This is a genomic window from Burkholderia pyrrocinia, assembly GCF_022809715.1.
Classification (GTDB): Bacteria; Pseudomonadota; Gammaproteobacteria; order Burkholderiales; family Burkholderiaceae; genus Burkholderia; species Burkholderia pyrrocinia_C.
This window is the reverse complement of sequence record NZ_CP094459.1, coordinates 2,717,812-2,738,571: the sequence shown is the minus strand read 5'-3', so window position 1 is coordinate 2,738,571 and position 20,760 is coordinate 2,717,812. Positions and strand designations below refer to the sequence as shown.

Below are 20,760 nucleotides of genomic sequence, written 5' to 3'. Positions count from 1 at the left end.
TGACGGGTGTGGCCGTGCCAGAGCGCGGATTGTTGCTACGTGAGCCGCCAAAAATTAAGACTGTCATCAAGACCAAGAGGGGGCGTTCGTGGGCAGCAAAAACATGGACGTGTTCTCGCTGCGCGACTCGATCGTCGGTGAGTACCGTAAATTCGCCACGTCGTTTACGACCATCCGCGCGGATGATATCCGGGAACAGGTCCAGGCGATCTACGCAAAGGGGCGCTTCTGGCCGGAGCCGCTCGTTCAGATCAATCCGAGCTACAAGCGCGGCTTGGACATCAACACGCTTATCGCAAATGGTGCACTGGATCCTCGGACTGCGGAGATCTTCCAAGCCGACAGCGTGCCGCTGTCCCTCTACAAGCATCAGGAGCAAGCTGTTGTCCTCGCCGCGCAGGGCGAGAGCTTCGTCGTTACTACAGGCACCGGCTCCGGCAAATCGCTTTGTTTCTTCATTCCGATAGTTAGCGCGGTCCTTGCCGAAAAGCGAGTAAGCGCAGCGAAGTGCACGCGCGCCATCATCATCTATCCGATGAATGCGCTGGCCAACAGCCAGCTTGAGGAACTCGACAAGTTCGTAGCGAATGTCCAGGGCGATCGCCCCATTACCTTTGCTCGCTACACCGGGCAAGAAGAAAATGAGGAGCGTCAACGCATTGCGGATAACCCCCCGGATATCCTGCTCACGAATTTTATGATGCTCGAACTCCTGATGACCCGTCAGGATGAGCTGGATCGCAAGGTCATCGGCAACTGTGTCGGGTTACGATTCCTGGTGCTAGATGAACTGCATACATACCGAGGGCGGCAAGGCGCCGACGTCGCTTTGCTTGTGCGTCGCGTCCGAGAGCGCCTTGCTCCCGATACGCTCCAATGCATCGGAACTTCGGCCACGATGGCCAGTGAAGGGAGTGTTCGGAACAAGCAGGAGGTTGTCGCGAGCGTCGCATCCAAGCTCTTTGCGGCCTCGATTGATCCGAGCCATGTAATTATCGAAGAACTCGAGCGCGTCACAGACAAGTCGAAGCGTGCCGAGTCGGTGAACAGCGCGCTTGGTCCAGCAATCGACGCTGGCATCCCGTCGAACATCACGGACGATGCGCTTCGCAGTCATCCGCTTGCAATCTGGACAGAGACGCGCCTTGGTATCACGACGACAGACGCGAACCCGGCGTGGCATCGTGCACATCCGCGCACTCTCGATGAGGCCGCAAGCGAGCTCGCTTCGGAGGCGGGGCGAGACGCAGATGTGTGCAAAGACGCGTTGCGCACGTTGCTGCTCCTGTCGAGCCTTCCCGAGGCGGAGCGTACGGGCAACGAGGCGGCTTCCCACCGAAGCTTCTTCGCCTTTAAGTTGCACCAGTTCGTATCGGGCGCTGGCCATGCCTTTGCCACGCTCGAACCATCGGGCAAACGCTCGGTCACCGTCGAAGGACAGCAGTACTTGCCGGGTGACCCCGAAAAGCGTCTTTACTCGACACATTTTTGCCGCGAGTGCGGGCACGAGTACCACCCGGTTCGGTTAGTGTCGGATGATGGTCAGCGGGTATTCTTGGCCCGTGACATTGACGACGCGCCCCCGGTAAAAGCCGATGATGAACCGGAGAGCGAGGGCGAATCTTCTCCCGATCAAGAGCTTTTCGGCTTCCTTACGCTCGACGCGAACGACTCGGAGTTTACTTTTTTCGACCGCGACGAAGATTACCCGGAAGCATGGCTTGATTTTGACGCCGCGGGAAACGCGCGCATCAAGAGCCACTACCGCCGCGCTCGCGCGCGCGGAGTCTTCGTCAAGCCCGATGGCAAGGTGGGCGCTGGCGCGAAAGCCTGGTTTATCCCCGGACGCTTCCGGTTCTGCCTTCGCTGTGGAGCTACACACAGCACTTCGGCGCGTGACCGTACGCGCCTTGCGTCGCTTTCGGCTGAAGGCCGGAGTTCGGCGACCACGGTGCTGGTATCCAGCGCCCTCCGGTGGATGCATGGAAAAGACTCTGGCCTTCCGACGCACACGAGAAAACTCCTCGGTTTCACCGACAATCGTCAGGACGCCGCACTGCAGTCGGGACACTTCAACGACTTTCTATTTGTGAGTCTTATCCGCGCTGCGTTCCTCGGCGCGCTCGACGCGGCGGGCGACAAGGGGCTTCGTAGCGACGAACTGGGTGCTGTGCAGCAGCGCTCACTCGGCTTTGACCGGCCCGCGCCGGAGTTTCGCAGCGAATGGCTCCTTGAGCCGACGCTTAAGGGCTTCAACCTGCAGGAGGCCGAAAGCGCGCTCCGGCAGGTACTCTCATATCGCGTGTGGTTCGATCAACGGCGAGGGTGGCGGTATACGAACCCGAACCTCGAACAGCTTGGGCTTGTCGAGGTCGAGTATCTCGGTATCGACGATCTGGCTTCCGACGAGGGGTTGTTCGCGACGGCGCCAGATGTCCTCCGGCTCGCGTCGCCTGCAGTGCGCAAGGCGGTGTATACGGAGGTGTTCGACCACCTGCGGAAGTGGATGGCGATCCGTAGTCAGGTGCTCGATCCCACGGTTATTGAACAGATGCTGCAGAAGTCTCACAGTCGCTTGCGTGCGCCGTGGGGATTTGGCAACGACGAGAAGCCACGCATGGCGCGCTGGTTGCTCGTCGCACCGCCGCCGCGCAAGGACACCAGCTTGCGCGACGAGGACCTCATCGTGCGCGGTGGCTCGCGTAGCGCGCTTGGCAAGCTCCTAAAATCGTCACGTGGAACTCGCACGTCAGAAGATCCAGATGGACGCAGGCTTTGGGAGAATTCCTCGACAGTGCGCGCTCTCAAGTCCAAGGACTTCGATACGCTTGTCGACGTATTGCTAAAGGCTGCCGTCACACACGGTCTTGTGTCTGAAGAGGTCACGCCTTTTGGCGACCAGACTGGCTTCCGGCTGAACGATGCGTGCATACTGTTCAAGCGGGGAACGCCGGTGATTGATCCAGATCACCCGAACGAGAACGCCTTCTTCCGGGACTTTTACGCGAATCTCGCAGCGACGTTGCGCCAGCCTGTTCATCCGCTTTTCGGGTTCGAGGCGCGCGAGCACACCGCTCAGGTTGATGGAGAGCGGCGCGCCGTGCGTGAGAAGCGCTTCCGCTTCGGCATAAAGGAGCGTGAAGAGCTTGGCTCAGACGAGAAGCGCCTGCGCGAGATCGGAGAGACGGACCGCTTTCTGCCTGTCCTTTTTTGCTCACCGACGATGGAGCTCGGCGTCGATATCTCCGCGCTCAACGCCGTCTACTTGCGTAACGTTCCTCCGACGCCGGCGAACTACGCGCAGCGTAGTGGACGAGCGGGGCGCAGTGGGCAGGCCGCACTTGTGCTCACGTATACTTCCTCGCAAAGCCCACACGATCAGTATTTCTTCCGCGACCCGAAGGCCATGGTGCATGGCGAGGTACGCCCGCCGCTCCTCGATCTAGCGAACCGAGATCTCGTCGAGAGTCATCTTTGTGCGGTTTGGCTTGCATGTACCGAGTTGCCCCTCAATCCGTCGATAGGTGAACTGCTCGTCCTGTCCGAGAGGGGGCGCCCGCTTAAGGACGACGTCAAGGCACCGATGGCGCTCCCGAAGGTTGCCGAAGAAGCCCGCCGTCGCGTTCGACGCGTCCTGAACCTTCTGGAAGAAGATCTGTCGCCCGAGCTCGCACCTTGGTACCGAAACCGCGACGTGTTCGCCGACGAGGTAGTCGAGCGCGCGTTGACTCGCTTCGAGCAAGCTTTCAATCGATGGCGCGATCTGTTTCTTGCTGCCGAACAGCAGCGCGATGCTTCCCGCCGTACCATGGACGACTACACCGCCCCGCAGAACGAGAAGCGCGCCGCCCAGAGTCGTCACGCCCAGGCAATCGATCAGCTCAACCTGTTGCAGTCAGACACACGAAACTCGAACAGCCCATCAAGCGATTTCAACACGTACCGCTACCTTGCGACTGAGGGCTTCTTGCCCGGTTACAACTTCCCACGCCTTCCGCTGATGGCTTACATTCCGGCCACGAGCGACGGGCGCGGTAGGCAGACGTACCTCCAGCGGCCTCGCTTTCTCGCGCTATCCGAGTTCGGGCCGCGCAGCCTCGTTTACCACGAGGGGCGCGCCTACCGCGTTGTGCGCGCGATGCTCTCACTCAGTCATCAAACGAGCACTACGGCGGATGTGCATCTGCCGACGAAGAAGGTTCGCATCTGCAAGGCTTGCGGTGCCGGGCACTGGAACGATGATGCATCGTTGTGCCACGCGTGCGGCGCGTCACTCGGAGATGCCGAAATCGTCAACCATACATATCGCATTGAAAACGTCTCGACTCAGCCGGCCGAGCGCATCACCGCCAATGACGAAGAGCGCCAGCGCCAAGGTTTTGAGTTGCAGACGACATTCGAATGGGCTACACGCGACCACGAGCTCGACGCGCGAAAAGGCGTCGCGCTCGACTCCGAGGGTGAGATTGCGCGACTTGCCTACGGTCCTGGAGCGGCGATTACTCGCCTGAACAAGGGGCTGCGTCGGCGGAAGGATCGCACGAAACTTGGCTTTAGAATGGACCCGGTTTCGGGCTATTGGGCGAAGAATGACGATGAGGAGGATGACGGTGCCGACCCGAGTGCATCGCCTCGCCAGTGGATTGTGCCCAGTGTGCAGGACCGTAAGAACGCGCTACTTCTCCAGCCGCAAGGCAGCGAGCTCTCGCAGGTCACACTGACGACGGTGCAGCATGCGTTGCTCAGGGGTATCGAGGCCGTTTTCCAACTTCAGGAAGGTGAGATTCTCGCTGAGCCTATGCCCCAACGCGACGCGCGGACGGGCTTTCTTTTTTATGAGGCGACTGAAGGCGGTGCCGGTGTTCTCACACGCCTTGTTGCTGAGCCCGAGTGCCTCGCCAAGGTGGCCAGCGAGGCACTCGCGATCATGCATTTCGACCTATCGAATGGACTTCCAGCTATACCGACGGCCTTCGTCGATGCACCGGACACAGCGTGCGTTGCCGCCTGCTACCGGTGCTTGATGTCTTACTTCAACCAGCCGGATCACGAGCTGCTCGACCGCCGAGACGACGGCGCGCGCGCCTTCTTGCTCCGGCTTGCCCGGGGGACGCTCACGGGGCTTATGCCCGTGCAGGACCGTCCTGGCGAGCCTTCTTCCGCCGACTCCGTCGCATGCGGCGACCTTGCAGGAGCTTGGCTCGCTTACGCGAGTAGCCGTGGTATTCCTTCCCCTGATTTAGAGCCTCTCTTGGTTAACGAACAATCCGTCGCGCTGGTTTGGCGCAATCATTACGTCGCTGCGCTGTTGACGAACGACAGCGCGCTATCTGCGAAGCTCGAAGACAAGGGCTTTGAGGTCGTCGTACTCGGCGAGAGTGAAACCGGCTGGGGCGAACCCACGATGTTGCTCTCAACGCTTCTCGGGAGGCGGGCGTGAGCACGGTTGCAACGACGTCGATATCGCCTTCTGGAGCGCGCTGGAGTCCTGGAAGTCTCGTGCGTGCCCGCGGTCGCGAGTGGGTCGTGCTTTCCGGCAGTGACGCTGAAGTGCTACGTGTTCGTCCGATTTCGGGTTCCGAAGAGGACCAGACGTACATCCACCTCGGGCTCGAAGCTACACCGGTCGCAGATGCCTCATTCCCGAGGCCTGATCCCTCGCAGACTGCAGGCCACGATGCGGCGTTGCTTTTGCGTGATGCGCTCGTCCTCTCACTACGTCGGGGCGCCGGTCCGTTCCGCAGCTTCGGGCAGATCTCGATCGAGCCGCGCGCCTACCAACTCGTGCCACTGCTCATGGCACTCAAGCTTGACCCGATACGGCTGCTCATTGCCGACGACGTGGGCGTTGGCAAGACGATAGAGGCCGCGCTCATCGCGCGCGAGTTGCTTGATCGTGGCGACGTTGAGCGATTTGCCGTGCTCTGCCCGCCGCACCTCGTTGACCAGTGGGTCAGTGAGCTCGACGGCCGCTTCCACCTGCGTCCCGTTGCGGTGACGGCCGCCAGCGCCGCACGCCTCGAACGCAATCTTCCGCCGAGTGAGAGTATTTTCACGACACATTCGCACACAGTCGTCAGCCTCGACTACATCAAGAGCGAGCGACGGCGTGCGGAGTTTCTGCGCGCGTGCCCGGAGCTGGTTATCGTCGATGAAGCGCACACCTGTGCGTCAACCGGCCAGGGCCGGCACCAGCGCTACGAGCTATTGAAGAGCCTTGTCGGCAACTCCCCTGACAGCGCGGGTGACCCGCGCGCCCGCGCTCGCCACCTCGTAATGCTAACGGCGACACCGCACAGCGGTGACGAGGACGCATACTTTCGATTGATTGGGCTACTCCACCCGGAGTTCGACGCGCTCTCTAGCGCGACGGGCGACGAGCACAAGCGGCTGCGCGACCGTCTCGCGGCGCACTTCGTTCAGCGTCGTCGCCCCGACATCGCCGAATGGAAGGAGGGCAGCCTCTTCCCTCGGCGCGAGACAACTGAGCTGACCTACGAGCTTACCGGGGCGTGGGAGCGCTTTTTCGATGGCGTCCTCGATTACTGCGCTTCTGTCGTTGCTCAGGCTGGTGAGGATGCAAAGAAGCAGCGGCTTAACTTCTGGGGCACATTGGCGCTCATGAGGTGTGTGGCGTCGAGCCCTGCGGCTGCGGTCCTAGCGTTGCGTACTCGTGCGGGGCTTGAAGAGGAAGTCGCCGAGGACGTCATTGAGGAGCACGTCTTTGATGGGGCCGCCGACGCTCTCTCCGAAGATGACGTGGAGCCTCCTTTGGGCTCGGCGGACGAATCACTCACAGCCCTTATCTCGCAGGCCGAAGAGCTTGCCGGGCAAGCAGGTGACCCGAAGCTCAAGGTGCTCATCGACCACGTCGCAGAATTGGTGAAAGGAGGCTTTAACCCAGTCATCTTCTGCCGCTACATCGCGACGGCCCACTATCTTGGTCAACACCTCGGCGCCAAGATTAAGGGCGTCGCGGTCGGTGTCGTTACGGGCGAGCTGATATCGGACGAGCGAAAGGAGAAGGTCGAGCTTTTGGGCGATGCCGAACGCCGTATCCTTGTTGCCACCGACTGCCTGTCTGAAGGAGTGAACCTGCAAGAGCACTTCGACGCGGTGGTCCACTACGACCTATCGTGGAATCCGACACGTCATGAGCAGCGAGAAGGACGGGTCGATCGGTTCGGCCAGGAGAGCAGTGTCGTGCGTGCCACCTTGCTTTACGGCGCGAACAACCCCGTTGATGGCGCGGTGCTTGAGGTCATCATCAGGAAGGCGGCTAAGATTCGGGAAGAGCTCGGTGTACCAGTGCCGCTGCCTGACGACGGGCACACACTCAGCCAAGCGCTTATGAAGGCGGTTATGCTGCGCAATCGCGAACGTGACAGGAAGCGTCAGCTGACGTTCGATTTCGTCGATATGGAGGAGGCCAAGGCCATCGAGAAGCGATGGTTCGACGCCGCCGAGAACGCGAAAAAGAATCGGACCGTTTTCGCGCAGCGCCGCCTAAAGCCTGACGATGTGCTTCCGGAGTGGAAAAAGTCTGTTGCCGTACTGGGTGGCACGGAGGACGTGCAGCGCTTTACCGGGCGCGCGCTAGCGCGACTGGGCGGAGCACTTGAGCCACTAGGCAATTCTGGCCGCAGAGGCTTCAAAGCCCCATTGGGTGCGCTTCCCGAGGACGTGCGTGAGCGTTTGGATGTCGAGGGCCTTGCTGGCTCGATTCTCATCGACTTCAAGTACCCGCCCGCTTCGCGGTGCCGCTCGGTGCAGAGAAGTCATCCGCTCGTTTCTGTGCTTGCTGAGACAATGCTTGAGCGCACGCTCGGCGACGTCGCCAGCGCCGATGTGAATGATCCGGGTGTGCTGGGGCGTGTTGGCTGTTGGATCGCGGACGGCATTACGTCGCGTACCTTGATCGCGCTTGTTCGTTTCCGGCATCAACTCACGTCGCAGCGAGGGCATCAGTCGACGACACTCCTTGTCGAGGAGGCAACAGCCATCGCGTGGATGGGTGGCATGCAACTGGAGGGCGCAGAAGCACTCGCGCTGCTCTCGCCGTTGCCCGTGGCCGATCCACCGGTGCATGTGCGTGAGCGAGCGGTCATGCAGGCACTAGACCAGTTGGAGACGCACGTACTGGAGTTGGACGCGTTCGCCGAGCGACGTGCACAGGCGTTACTCGCCGATCATCGCCGCGTACGTGAGGCTGCGGAAGCCCTTGGTCGGTACAGTGTGAAAGCGCTTCTTCCAGCTGACGTCATCGGCCTGTTCGTCCTCCTGCCGAAGGTGGACTGAATATGGTAACCAAGCGAAAAACCAAAGCACGCGAAGCTCAGCTCGCCTTTGAGGCTCTCTCGATCGATGGGGGACTGCTCTCGCCGGAGTGGCTGTCAAAGGTCGCACAGCTTCAAGCGGGTTTTCAGGCAGAAGCCGACTATCGCATACCCAGGGGGCTTAATCTTCGGGACGAGATTGGCCGTTACTGGCGAATCGCACAGGCACATTGGACTGATTTCAAGTCAGGCCACGAGGCTAAGGCGGATTCGAGGGCCGTTTCTGAGCGCTTCCTCCTTGCGCTTCTCCGCGACGCGTTCGGTTTCACGTCGGTCACGCCGATGGAACCAGCCGTCCTCGCCGGCCGTTCGTACGCGATCGGGTATGCGGCACTAGGGGGGCGCGTACCCGTCGTCATCGCCGCGGCCGACAGCGGGCTCGATACGCTCGCGTCGGAGTTCGGAGCAGGGGGACGCAAGCGAAGCGCCTTTGGCCTTGCGCAAGAGTTCCTGAACGCGCAGGAGGGCGCGCTGTGGGGCATTGCCAGCGATGGCGCGTCACTGCGCATCATTCGCGACAACGCAAGCCTTACGCGTCCCGCATGGATCGAGGCTGATCTCCAACGCATTTTTGTCGAAGAGCGCTATGCTGATTTCGCCGCGCTCTGGCTGCTCTGCCACGAGACGCGGTTTGGCCGCGAGGGCCAGCCGGTTACCGAGTGCGCGCTCGAAGCGTGGCGTAATGCGGGTCGAGAAGAAGGCACACGTGCTCGCGAGCACCTGCGTCGCGGCGTTGAAGAGGCGCTCGTCGCGCTCGGTCAGGGTTTTCTCTCACACGTCGAGAACCAGGCGCTACGTGCAGACCTACAGAACGGCACGCTGCCGCTGAAGGACTATTTTAACCAGCTGCTGCGAGTGGTCTACCGGCTTATCTTTCTCCTGACGGTGGAAGAGCGTGGGTTGCTCCATCCCGACGGCACGAGCGATTTGGTCAAGGCGCTTTACGCGGACGGGTACGGCATGCGACGTCTGCGCGAGCGGTCGGTGAAGCGCAACGCCCACGATCGCTTTCCCGACCTTTGGGAGGGCACAAAGGTCGTGTTCCGGGGACTTGCCTCCGGCGAGCCACGCATCGGCCTGCCGGCGCTCGCTGGCATCTTCGCCACGAGCCAGTGTCCCGCGCTTGACGGGGCGAAGCTCGAGAACCGCGCGCTCCTTATTGCGATGTTCAAGCTCTCGTGGTTGCGGGAAGATGGCAATCTCTCCCGCGTCAATTGGCGAGACATGGGGCCTGAGGAGCTAGGCAGCGTTTATGAGAGCCTCCTCGAGCTTGTTCCGCAGATCGCGCGCGACGGACGCCAGTTCGTCTTTGCGACAGGCGGTGAGAAGAAGGGCAATGTGCGCAAGACGACAGGTAGCTACTACACACCTGACAGTCTCGTGCAGGAGTTGCTCGACAGCTCTCTCGAACCTGTAATCGCCGAAACCATTGCCAAGAACCCGGTCAATCCCGTCGATGCGTTGCTTGCGCTTTCGATTGTTGACCCGGCCTGCGGCTCAGGGCACTTCCTCCTCGCCGCCGCTCGCCGACTCGCCGCGCATGTCGCGCGCCTTCAGGCGAACGGCACACCGTCAGGATCCGAGTACCAGCACGCGCTTCGGCAGGTGGTAGGTCACTGCATTTTCGGCGTTGACCTCAATCCGATGGCTGTCGAGTTGTGCAAGGTAGGCCTCTGGATGGAAGCCGTCGAGCCGGGTATGCCGCTCACGTTTCTTAACTCTCACATCCAGCACGGCAACGCGCTCCTCGGCACGACGCCCGAGTTGATGGCCAAGGGTATCCCGGACGCCGCGTGGGACCCTATCGAGGGTGACGACAAGAAGACCTCGAGTGCGCTGAAAAAGCGGAATAAGGCGGAGGCCGGAGGGCAACGCACGCTCGATTTCGGCGGAGCGCAAAACAGTGAGATAGAGTCTAGGGCTGTCACCCGCGCATTCGTCGACCTCGACGCCGCGAGCGACGCTCAGCTTGACGAGCTGACGAGCAAGGAAGTTCGCTGGGGAAACATCCTCGGCTCCCCTGAATACCGACACCAGAAGTTCACAGCCGATGCGTGGTGTGCGGCCTTCGTGTGGCCCAAGCAGCCGGGTGACCTAGCCGATGCCGCGCCGACGAACGAATTGTGGAGGCAGCTTCGAGATACGCAAGAAAAGGCGCCAGCGCTCACAGTGGAGACCGTCAGCGAACTCGCGGAGCAGTACCGCTTCTTCCATTGGCATCTGCAGTTCCCTCAGGTATTTGGTAGGGGCGGGTTCGATGTAGTCTTGGGCAATCCGCCGTGGGACAAGATTCAGCCGGAGGAAGAAAAATTCTTTGCCGCGATTCGCCCCGATATTGCGACCGCTCCAAGCGCCAAGTTGCGCAAGGGGCTCATTGCCGCGTTGCCTACAGACGATCCTGCGACCCATGACCTGTGGGAATTCTATAAGCGGGGCGTGGACGGTACCTGCCACTTTCTCGGATCTAGTGGTCGGCTAGTATTCACAGGTGATGGGAACCTCAACAGCTACCGAATTTTCACGGAACTAGCCGCCCAAGTTGTAATGCCGACTGGACGCGCTGGAATCGTTGTACAAACTGGCCTCGCGACAGATGAGTCAGGGAAAGAACTTTTTGACTTTCTCCTGCGCTCCGGGCGTTTGTGCCGATTTCTTGATTTCGAGAACCGGGGCAACTTCTTCCCGGATGTTCATCAACAGTTCCGGTTCTGTCTGATTACCCTCCGAGGGACCGCAGGTGCGTCCGTCGACCGATCGGCTGAATTTGGCTGGCTACTTCACACATTGAACGACCTCCGCTCTGCCGGACGTACGGTTCGCCTGAACGCAGAAGATCTGGAACTGTTCAATCCTTCTTCGCGAACCTGCCCAGTCTTCACGACGACGCGTGACGTGGAAATAAGTCGACGAATCTATAGTCGCGGGCAGCACGTCATGATTGATGACGTGCGCCGCTTTTCTGGCATTGATTTCCTCGGAGAGCTCTTCAACATGACGAGAGACTCTGGCGCATTCAAGAAGGACGCATCTGAGGGCTCGATCGCACTCTACGAGGCCAAGTTCATTCATCAGTTCGACCATCGTTTTGCAACAGTGCGAAGCGGGGAAGTCAATGAGATGATATTCTCGGAGAAGCTTGTTCCGTCAGTAAGCATTGCTCCTAAGAGCTTTATCGAAGAATCCATCGTTAGGCAGCGCACTGCCCGTCGCGGCATTCCAGATCGTTGGATGGTTGGTTTCCGGGATATTGCAAGTGCTACCAATGAGCGGACGGCGATAGCAGCAGTACTGCCTTACTCCGCGGTGGGCAATAGCATAAATCTGGTACTTGGGCTCTCTGCACAGGAAGCAGCGTTTCTCGTTGCGAACGCAAACTCGTTTGTATTTGATTTCTGCGCGCGACAGAAAATCAGTGGGACGCACGTCAATATCTGGATTTTCAAGCAGCTACCCAGCATTCCTATCCAGAAGTATTTGGAGCATTGCCCGTGGTCGAGCGCTGGAGTCTCGATAGGAGATTGGATGCTTCCGCGAATCCTTGAGCTAACGTACACGTCGTGGGATCTTGAGCAATTTGCGCGAGACGTTGCCTACGTGGGCACGCCATTTCGTTGGGACACGGAGCGAAGATTTCAGCTTCGCTGCGAACTCGATGCGGCGTTCTTTCATCTCTATGGTTTATCGCGCGACGATATCGACTACGTCATGGATACGTTCTCGATTGTCCGCAAGAATGACGAGAAGATCCACGGCGAGTACCGCACTAAAAAGGTCATTCTTGAGAGCTACTGTGCGCTGGCGGAAGCCGTACAGAACGGCAACACGTACCAAACGCCGCTAGATCCATTGCCCGCCTCGCCGGGAGCGAGCCACGGTACGTTCGCGCCCGACGGCACGCCAAAAGATTACGCCGAAGCGCTCCGAACCGGATTGTTTTTCACTCTAATTCGACGTAGCGGCGAAGGGGGCATCTCCTCGAGTGCGCTGGGTCGAGCTCTCTTTTGGCTTCAGGACCCGAAACACTCAGCCCCGTGGCTCGAAGAGCCAGCACTTATTGAGTTCAACTACATTCGCGAGTCCGAGCCACTCTTTGCCGAGGGCGTCGCTGATAGCCAAGCGTTCAAGCTGCTCGATGCGCTCGAAATGGCGAAGGCGGTCACCCGCGATAGTAAGGGCATGGTTCGACTACATCCAGGCGGTACGATTCCGAACTGGCTCCCGCTGACGCCTATGTTGGTAAAGCTCGCACGCGTTCTGCGTGGCGGACTCGAACGTGCTGAGCAGGGAGCTAGTGGCACGCATTCCGTCGAGACGATCCAGATCGAAAAGGCGAAGCGCGCATGAGTGATCTGGCTCCGCATCTTCGCGTCGAACGTCTCGTAATCGTCGAGTCGCGCTCGCCCGCAACGTTTATTCGCGACGTTCGGTTGCACGCGGGGCTCAACATCGTCTGGGCTGAGGAGCTGACGTTTGTCGAGGGCGCGACAGAGGTCGATCGCGCCGGCCATGGTGTAGGTAAGAGCACGTTCTCGCTCATGCTCCGAGCAGTGCTGGGCGACGATGGCGCGGCTGTTAAGACCATGCGCAACCATCTTGCCGAGTTTTACGGCAGCGGAGGAATTGCCGCAGAAGTAGTTGCTGGCGAGAAACGGTTCGCGGTATTGCGCTCCTTCGGGCAGCAGAGCTTCGCGCTCAAGAATGCAACTGTGGAGGACCTTTTCGGGGAGAATGCGAGGGCGGACGCTGTGGACTTCTCGGCTTATGTCGCGGACCTTGGTGAACAGGCTTGTCTGCAACGCATGCCGACGCGTGCGCTTCCTGTCACGGCCCAAGCCGTCGAGTGGTCGCACATTATCTGTTGGATCGCCCGTGATCAAGCGCTTGGGTTGCGCCAATACTTCGAGTGGCGCAATGATGACGGAACCGGGCTGCGCCGCAAGGTTATGGATCCACCGGCTCTCGTGCGGCTTGTCCTTGGTCTTCTCGGTGACGCTGAGGCCAAGGCCGAGAAGCGGATCTCGACACTCACCGGCGAGCTGTCGAGGGCTCGTGAGACAGTGAGGAGCGAGGAGCAGCGGAGTGTGAACACTCGCGGCATTGTCGAAACGCAGCTCCGTGTATGGGCGGGCGTGAGCAACGCGTTGCAGATGGTCGCCGACGATCTCTTTGCTGAGTCGGTCGAGACAGAGATTCAAGCGAAAACGACTCGGCTCGAAACCAAGAACGACGAGGATCGTGCGCTGATCTCGGCCTTAGACCGAGAGCTTGTTGAGCTTGCTGCTGACAGCAAGACACAAGAACGGATCGTCGAGTTGGCGAAGGCGCGGTGGGAGGAAACCGTGGCCCTGAGGAGCAAAGACGACAAGTCGTTGAAGGAAATCCGCGAACGACGAGACAAGCTGCTCACGCTGTCAGGCATGTGCCAATACGGCGTAGTCTCCTATACGGAATGCAGTTACGTCCAGAAACAACGCGACGCGGCTGCGCTGACGGCAAAGCGTGACATCAATGTGCTGACGAAGACGATCGAGGTACAAAGCGATCGTGAGGCTGCCGAAAAGGCCGAGTACGAGCGAGAAGCTGAGGCGCTCAGTGCGCTTTTGGCCGCAGGGCAAAAGAAGACCACTCAGAGGGCGACCCTGAGCTTGTCGATCGAACGCCGATTGCGACAGCTCGGCGAGGGCGATTCAGTTCGCAGGACACTCGCGCAATGGCAGGAGAGTCAGCAAGCTCCCGAAACAGGAAAGCTGCGCGGGGCGCGTGCTGCCGTCTTGGATGTCGAGAAGGAGCTCGAGACGGCCAAGGGTGCCAAACTCTCGGCTCAACAGCAGGCGTCCGTGCGTGAGCGGCAGATCACCACACGAGTCGCCAAGCTCGCCGAGGTGTTCGGTGTGAAAGGGCGTTTCATGCCCTCGGATGAGAAGCGTCCGTTCCAGATGCTCGGCGCCGACGGCGACGCTTACACGGTGCTGGAGATTCTGCTTGGCGATCTCGCATGCGCGGCGGATGGTGCGAGCGGTGGCGGTGCTCATCCCGGACTACTGATTTTCGATTGCCCGCGAGAGCGCGAGATGAGCCCGCATCTCTATGACCGGTTCCTTAAACTCGTTGACGAAACCTGCAATGCGACGCCGGGCCTTCAGGTGATCCTTACCACGACCACGCCGCCTCCGGGGCTGCTTCGCGAGCCTCCGACGCGCATTCTGAAACTGTCGCGCGCAAGTGACCTGGACCTGCTCCTCAAGCGCCGCGTTGAAAACCTCCTCGCCCGGGCGACACCGTCCTCACATGACGTGATCGACGAAGGGGGGGAGTGAGAATGGCGCTATCGCCCATCATCGTCTCGCGCTTGGAGAAGGTGGCCACGGACAACGGGTTCGACCACGAACTCGATCGTCAGGGCGACTGGCTTGTCTTCGCAAGTACGCAGTGCCCACTCCGCGTGTGGCTAGGCGCGTTCGGTGACACTGTCTTCTTTGCAGCTTTCTCACAACAGAATGTCGCGCTCGCGCTGGGCGAGTACGGAGCGCCGATGTCCGAGCCGATTCCCACAGCCGCCGTCGCCGGGCGCGTCGTGCCTGACGTATCCGCCCTTCATCGGCTACTAAGGCGCGCAATCCAGCTCTCGAAGGCACTGCCGAATGAACTGCTACACACGTTCGAGAAGCAGATCGCCACGTTGCCGCAAACAACGGAGGCCGAGCGCCTCGTTATCCAGCGTATTGGCCAAAACCTGTTCCGTGACGGTTTGCTGGACCTTTGGGAGCAGCGCTGCGCTGTGACTGGGTTGGCGGTGCCCGCGCTGTTACGCGCGAGCCATATCAAGCCTTGGGCAGACTGCGAGACGGATGTCGAGCGGCTAGACGTCTACAACGGGATCCTGCTCGCGCCGCACCTCGACGCTGCTTTCGATCGCGGGTTCATCACCGTGGCCAACGACGGAACGATTGTCGTGAGCGATTTGCTTGATGCTAATGCCCGCCGGACTCTCGGGTTCGATCGACCGCTTCGCGTGCACGGGCTAGCGGACGCGCACCGTACGTACCTGCCGTGGCACCGCGATCGAGTATTCCAGTCTGGACCGAAGGAAGGCCCCATCGCATGATCGACGACTTTTTCTGTGACTTCGCGCGTAGTGCCGTTGTTCCTTATGTGCATGGATAGCGCTTGCTCTGTAAGCGTGTCTCCCGCACCGTCTCGACGATGTGACAGGAAGTTGCCAGAGTAATCCCCACCAAAAGTAGTGGGGACCACTGTGGCAACGGAAGCACCGAAGAGAACATCACGCAAAGGCATCCCGAATCACCCCATCGAATTCCGACGACATCTGGCCAAACTGGCCTGCGAGCCGGGCGTATCAGTGGCGCGTCCCTCTCATCGCTTACGCGCAGCGCGCGATTCAGCGCCTCGCGGAAGCTGGCCCGGGTGAGGGCGAAGACCTCTTCCTTGACGTCAGAGCCGTTGGTTTCGTTCTCGTGCATGGCTGTACCTGTCAGATCGAGGCCCGGCTAATACACATCACTCCGTCGCTGGCGCGCTTCGCAATCAAATCCTTGGGGAGCAGTTCGCGGCTCACGCTGAATGTGCTGTCGCAGAAGTGCGCAGACCCTCAGGGCTTACGACCGGGTTTTGAGATTGTCGAGATGGTCGGCCCAATGCTGCATCATCCTGCGTCGTTCAGGCAAGTACTCGGCATGAACGTAGGCTGCCGTGACCTGATTGCGCTCCGCATGCGCGAGTTGACGATCTACAACGTCTCGGCTGTACCCTAGTTCACGTAACACCGTGGCGGCGAGTCCACGGAAGCCGTGTCCGGTCATTCGCGACTTGTAGCCCATGCGGTAAAGCGCGAACAACATGGTGTTATTCGAGATTGGTGCTCGACCATGTACGCTATAGAACACGTGTGGCCGGTCACCATTGATTTGCCGGAGCTGCATCAACACCTCCAGCGATTGTCGCGACAGCGGGACGATATGTGGGTCCCGCATTTTCGTTCTGTCGGGCGGGATACGCCACTCTGCTGCAGTCTCGTCGAACTCGGCCCATTGAGCGCGAATCATTTCCTTCGTGCGGACAAAGGTAAGGGCCATCAATTCTAGCGCCAGCCGGGTAACTGGCTCACCTGGGTACGCGGCGATGTCGCGCATGAGCTGTGGGATCTCCAACGGCTTGACCCTGGCCATGTGCTGTACGCCCAGCCCCTTTTTTAAGATCGTTTCCGCATCGATGTCGGCGGACGGGTTACGGGTGCAACGGCCAGTCATGATGGCATACTGGAATACGGCGCGCGAACGCTGCAACAGTCGCTTGGCGGTTTCCCGGACGCCCCGTGCTTCGATTGCGCGGATGATCTCCAGCATTTCTGGCGCTTCGATGCTGGCGATGGGGCGTGAGCCGATCTTCGGGAATGCATCGATCTCGAGCGAGTGGATGACTTTCTCAGCGTAGGTCTCGGTCCATCCTGCCCGCTGATTGTCGAACCACTCGCGCGCGACCGCTTCGAACGAACTAGCGGCTGCGATGCGCGCCGTTCGTTTGATTTCCCTCTTTGCTTCATTCGGATCGATACCCGCCGCAAGCTTTTCTCGCGCCTCGTCACGCTTTCTGCGTGCGACTGCTAGTGAAACGTCCGGGTACACGCCGAGTGCCAGCAACTTCTCCTTGCCGTTGACGCGATATTTGAGCCGCCAGTAGCGCTGACCGGCCGGGGTAACGAGCAAGAACATTCCGCCGCCGTCGAACAACTTTACGGGCTTGTCGTCCGCTTTCGCATTCTTGACGGCTTTGTCGGTCAAGGGCATGGGGGTATCCCTCCAAGGGGTATCTTGGATACCCCGAGAGATACCCCCAAATACCCCCGGCTGCCGTAGTACGTTACCGGACGCAGACGGAATTGAAAAACCCGTGAAGCCTTATGCTACCACGGGTTGCGGGAATTCTGGGGATTGCGTGAGATGGGAGATTGGTCCCCCCGACAGGAATCGAACCTGTATCTAGCGCTTAGGAGGCGCTTGTTCTATCCATTGAACTACGGGGAGAGCCATGTCCAGACGATCGCGCGAAAAACGCGAACCGGACGGCGATGTGGACAGCGCGCAGAGTATAGCAAACGCACGGCGCATCGGCGGGCGGATTGCACGCCGATGCGCGTATCGCGCGGTCAGCGGCGATCAGAAATCGACGACGACGAAATCTTCCTTGCCGACGTCGCACAGCGGGCACCGCCAGTCGGCGGGAATGTCGGCAAAACGGGTGCCGGGCGCGATGCCCTCGTCGGGCAGCCCTTCCGCTTCGTTGTAGACCCACCCGCAAATCAGGCAGACCCAGCTCTGGTATTCGGTTACTTCGCTCATGTAGCGCTCGTGATAATGAAAACTCGGTAATGCCGTCCGCAGCCTCGCCGGCGGACGAAAGGCGCAATGTTACCGGAATTTCGCCGAACGCCTGCGCAACGTCGTTTTAAACGTACGCATCGCGAACAATGGGTGTCGTCGCGTGCGGCGGGCTTGCAGTGTATGCTTCGTGGGCCTGTCAATCTGAAGGAGGAAACGATGCTCAACAGAAAGTGGATCGCGGGTGCGGTTTGTGTCGCGGCGCTGGCCGTGTCGACGCTCGCGCGCGCCGAAGCGCGCGTGTTCTTTGTCGAGCCGCAGGACGGCGCGACGGTGTCCAGCCCCGTGCACGTGAAGTTCGGTCTCCAAGGCATGGAACTCAAGCCGGCCGGCGACATGACGCCGAATACGGGCCATCATCACCTGCTGATCGACGGCAAGTCGGTGCCGAAGGGCGACGTGATCCCGGCGTCCGACCATTCGCTGCATTTCGGCAAGGGCCAGACCGAAACCGATGTGAAGCTGCCGCCCGGCCCGCACACGCTGACGCTGCAACTCGGCGACGGTGCGCACCGTTCGTACGGTCCCGAAATGAGTTCGACGATCACGGTCAACGTGAAGTAACCGCAGCATCCCGTGCCGGCGCCCGTTGCGCCACGCGCGGGATGGTAGATCGACCGGCCGCGGGCATCGGGCCGGCATTCGCCTGTTCAGCCGTTCCCCGGTCGCGCGCAACTCGCAGCCGGCGGCCGGCATCCGGCACCGGAAACCGGCCGCAAGCCATACATGACACCGCCCCATCGCACCGCGTCGACGCGGTGCGAGCGCCGCTCGCAGGGCTAGTCCGTCCGGCCATACCGGTGGCGGCGTCCGCGACCGGTACAATGGGCGCTTCCGATTCCTCTCTCTCCGCCGTCTCCCCATGTCGCTCTATTCCATTACCGGCGCGCAGCTCGCGTTCGGTCACGTCGCGTTGCTCGATCACGCGGATTTCTCGCTGGAAGCCGGCGAGCGCGTCGGCCTGATCGGCCGCAACGGCGCGGGCAAGTCGTCGCTGCTGAAGATCGTCGCCGGCCTCGCGAAGCCCGACGACGGGCTGGTCACGCGCCAGCAGGAACTGGTGACCGTCTACGTGCCGCAGGAGCCCGAATTCGAGCCGGGCGCGACGGTGTTCGACGCGGTCGCGTCAGGGCTCACGCACACGCGCGAACTGCTCGAAGAATACGATTCGATCGCGCACCGCCTCGCGGACATACCGGAAGGCGCCGAGCACGATGCGCTGCTCGCGCGGATGAACGCGCTGCAGTCGTCGCTCGACGCGCACGACGCATGGAGCTGGCGCACGCGCGTGTCGATGACGCTCGCGCAGATCGGCCTGCCGGACGGCGATGCGAGCGTCGACGCGCTGTCGGGCGGGATGCAGAAGCGCGTCGCGCTGGCGCGCGCGCTGGTGTTGCAGCCCGACGTGCTGTTGCTCGACGAACCGACCAACCACCTCGACTTCGACGGCATCCGCTGGCTCGAAGAACTGCTCGTCGCGCAGCGCGCGGGCCTGCTGTTCATCACGCACGATCGCGCGTTCCTCGATCGCGTCGCGACGCGCATCGTCGAGCTCGACCGCGGCCGGCTGCTGTCGTACCCGGGCAATTTCTCCGCGTACCAGACCCGCAAGGCGCAACAGCTCGAAGTCGAGCGCGTGGAAAACGAGAAGTTCGACAAGCTGCTCGCGCAGGAAGAAGTGTGGATCCGCAAGGGCGTCGAGGCGCGCCGCACGCGCAGCGTCGGCCGCATCGCGCGGCTCGAGCAGATGCGTCACGAGCGCGCGGAGCGCCGCAATTCGCAGGGCAACGTAAGGCTCGACGTCGCGCAGGGCGAGAAGTCCGGCAAGATCGTCGCGGAGCTGACCGACGTGACGAAGCGCTACGGCGGCCGCACGGTCGTCGACCGCTTCACGACGACGGTCATGCGCGGCGACAAGATCGGCTTCATCGGCCCGAACGGCGCGGGCAAGACCACGCTGCTCAAGCTGATCCTCGGCGAGCTGAAGCCCGACGAAGGCACGGTGCGCACCGGCACGAACCTGCAGGTCGCGTATTTCGACCAGATGCGCGCGCAGCTCGACCAGGAGAAGAGCCTCGCGGATACCATCAGCCCCGGCAGCGAATGGGTCGAGATCGGCGGCGTGCGCAAGCACGTGATGAGCTATCTCGGCGACTTCCTGTTCGCGCCGGAACGCGCGCGTTCGCCGGTGAAGTCGCTGTCGGGCGGCGAGCGCAACCGGCTGCTGCTCGCGCGCCTGTTCGCGCGTCCGGCCAACGTGCTGGTGCTCGACGAACCGACCAACGACCTCGACATCCCGACGCTCGAACTGCTCGAAGAGTTGCTGGCCGACTACGACGGCACGGTGCTGCTCGTCAGCCACGATCGTGCGTTCCTCGACAACGTCGTGACGTCGGTGATCGCGGCCGAAGGCGACGGCAAGTGGCGCGAATACGTCGGCGGCTTCACCGACTGGCAGATCCAGAGCGAGCGCTCGGAGCAGCTCGCGCAGCAGGAAGCCGCGAAGCGCGCGGTCAAGGAAGCGGCGCCCGTCAAGGAAGAGCCGGCGAAGAGCGCCGCGGGCCGCAATGCGCAGCGCACGGTGAAGCTGTCGTTCAACGAGCAGCGCGAACTCGATTCGCTGCCGGAGAAGATCGCCGCGCTCGAAGAGGAGCAGAAGACGATCAATGCGCAGCTCGAGGACGGCTCGATTTTCGCGAAGGATCCGCAGGAAGGCACGCGCCTGACCGAGCGGTTCGCGGCGATCGACGACGAATTGCTCGCCGCGCTCGAACGGTGGGAAACGCTCGAGGCGAAGCGCAAGCCGGCATAACGCGTCACGCGCCGCGCGGCCGGCGATGGCCGCGCGACGATCTCGCGATTGGCGTGCCACGCGGAACCAGTAAAATACCGCGCGTCCCGGGTAGCGCAGCACGCCGCGCGCCCGCTTTCAGAGCAGTCCAAGCACACCGTTGTTTCGATTCGCTTTTTTACGGAACTCAACGTTTTGTCCACGACGTTATCCACACGAGGTGTGGACAACGTCCCGA

At 61.1% G+C, this 20,760-nt stretch carries 9 protein-coding genes, 1 tRNA gene and 1 pseudogene; 8 read left to right on the top strand and 3 right to left on the bottom strand.

Translation table 11 applies throughout. The features are described 5' to 3' along the window. Positions 1-103: 103 nt before the first annotated feature. The 6 genes and pseudogenes from MRS60_RS12640 to MRS60_RS12615 form a co-directional block, all read left to right on the top strand. Positions 104-5,440, top strand: coding sequence for a DEAD/DEAH box helicase (locus tag MRS60_RS12640; protein WP_243564778.1), 5,337 nt, complete (start codon positions 104-106; stop codon positions 5,438-5,440). An 86-nt stretch (positions 5,441-5,526) separates the two neighbouring features. Then, entirely contained in the window at positions 5,527-8,298 is a 2,772-nt protein-coding gene (locus MRS60_RS12635; RefSeq protein WP_243564777.1) for a helicase-related protein, read from the top strand. A 2-nt stretch (positions 8,299-8,300) separates the two neighbouring features. Then, positions 8,301-12,680: an Eco57I restriction-modification methylase domain-containing protein gene (locus MRS60_RS12630; RefSeq protein WP_243564776.1), complete on the top strand. Its 4,380-nt coding sequence runs from the start codon at positions 8,301-8,303 to the stop codon at positions 12,678-12,680. Continuing rightward, complete coding sequence (locus MRS60_RS12625; RefSeq protein WP_243564775.1) at positions 12,677-14,653, top strand: hypothetical protein; 1,977 nt, start codon at positions 12,677-12,679, stop codon at positions 14,651-14,653. Before MRS60_RS12630 ends, MRS60_RS12625 begins: the two co-directional genes overlap by 4 nt. 2 nt (positions 14,654-14,655) lie before the next feature. Then, a complete protein-coding gene (locus MRS60_RS12620) occupies positions 14,656-15,441 on the top strand; it encodes an HNH endonuclease (protein ID WP_243564774.1) in 786 nt (261 codons plus the stop codon). Between the two features lie 138 nt (positions 15,442-15,579). Next, a pseudogene (locus tag MRS60_RS12615) lies at positions 15,580-15,705 on the top strand (IS66-like element accessory protein TnpA); the annotation flags it as partial. A gap of 247 nt (positions 15,706-15,952) precedes the next feature. On the opposite strand, the gene MRS60_RS12610 reads toward MRS60_RS12615, so the two are convergent. The 3 genes from MRS60_RS12610 to MRS60_RS12600 all read right to left on the bottom strand — a co-directional run bounded on the left by MRS60_RS12610 (position 15,953) and on the right by MRS60_RS12600 (position 17,692). After that, positions 15,953-17,140, bottom strand: coding sequence for a tyrosine-type recombinase/integrase (locus MRS60_RS12610; RefSeq protein WP_243564773.1), 1,188 nt, complete (start codon positions 17,138-17,140; stop codon positions 15,953-15,955). 162 nt (positions 17,141-17,302) lie between these two features. Further along, positions 17,303-17,377 (bottom strand) — tRNA-Arg (locus tag MRS60_RS12605). A 132-nt stretch (positions 17,378-17,509) separates the two neighbouring features. Beyond that, positions 17,510-17,692, bottom strand: coding sequence for a rubredoxin (locus tag MRS60_RS12600; RefSeq protein ID WP_006398668.1), 183 nt, complete (start codon positions 17,690-17,692; stop codon positions 17,510-17,512). A 198-nt stretch (positions 17,693-17,890) separates the two neighbouring features. On the opposite strand from MRS60_RS12600, the gene MRS60_RS12595 reads away from it, so the two are divergent. Together MRS60_RS12595 and MRS60_RS12590 are read left to right on the top strand one after the other, a co-directional pair. Beyond that, positions 17,891-18,295 carry a DUF4399 domain-containing protein gene (locus MRS60_RS12595; protein WP_034184785.1) on the top strand — a complete coding sequence of 135 codons (405 nt, stop codon included), beginning with the start codon at positions 17,891-17,893 and terminating at the stop codon, positions 18,293-18,295. Positions 18,296-18,593: 298 nt separating this feature from the next. Continuing rightward, the gene (locus MRS60_RS12590; RefSeq protein WP_105391017.1) at positions 18,594-20,543 is read left to right on the top strand and encodes an ATP-binding cassette domain-containing protein; all 1,950 of its coding nucleotides are present in this window, start codon (positions 18,594-18,596) and stop codon (positions 20,541-20,543) included. Positions 20,544-20,760 lie beyond the last annotated feature (217 nt).

Bases quoted from the DNA above. Each gene is read 5' to 3' on its own strand.
- MRS60_RS12610 (WP_243564773.1), bottom strand. From the start codon at position 17,140: ATGCCCTTGACCGACAAAGCCGTCAAGAATGCGAAAGCGGACGACAAG.
- MRS60_RS12595 (WP_034184785.1), top strand. From the start codon at position 17,891: ATGCTCAACAGAAAGTGGATCGCGGGTGCGGTTTGTGTCGCGGCGCTG.
- MRS60_RS12600 (WP_006398668.1), bottom strand. From the start codon at position 17,692: ATGAGCGAAGTAACCGAATACCAGAGCTGGGTCTGCCTGATTTGCGGG.
- MRS60_RS12640 (WP_243564778.1), top strand. From the start codon at position 104: ATGGACGTGTTCTCGCTGCGCGACTCGATCGTCGGTGAGTACCGTAAA.
- MRS60_RS12590 (WP_105391017.1), top strand. From the start codon at position 18,594: ATGTCGCTCTATTCCATTACCGGCGCGCAGCTCGCGTTCGGTCACGTC.
- MRS60_RS12620 (WP_243564774.1), top strand. From the start codon at position 14,656: ATGGCGCTATCGCCCATCATCGTCTCGCGCTTGGAGAAGGTGGCCACG.
- MRS60_RS12625 (WP_243564775.1), top strand. From the start codon at position 12,677: ATGAGTGATCTGGCTCCGCATCTTCGCGTCGAACGTCTCGTAATCGTC.
- MRS60_RS12630 (WP_243564776.1), top strand. From the start codon at position 8,301: ATGGTAACCAAGCGAAAAACCAAAGCACGCGAAGCTCAGCTCGCCTTT.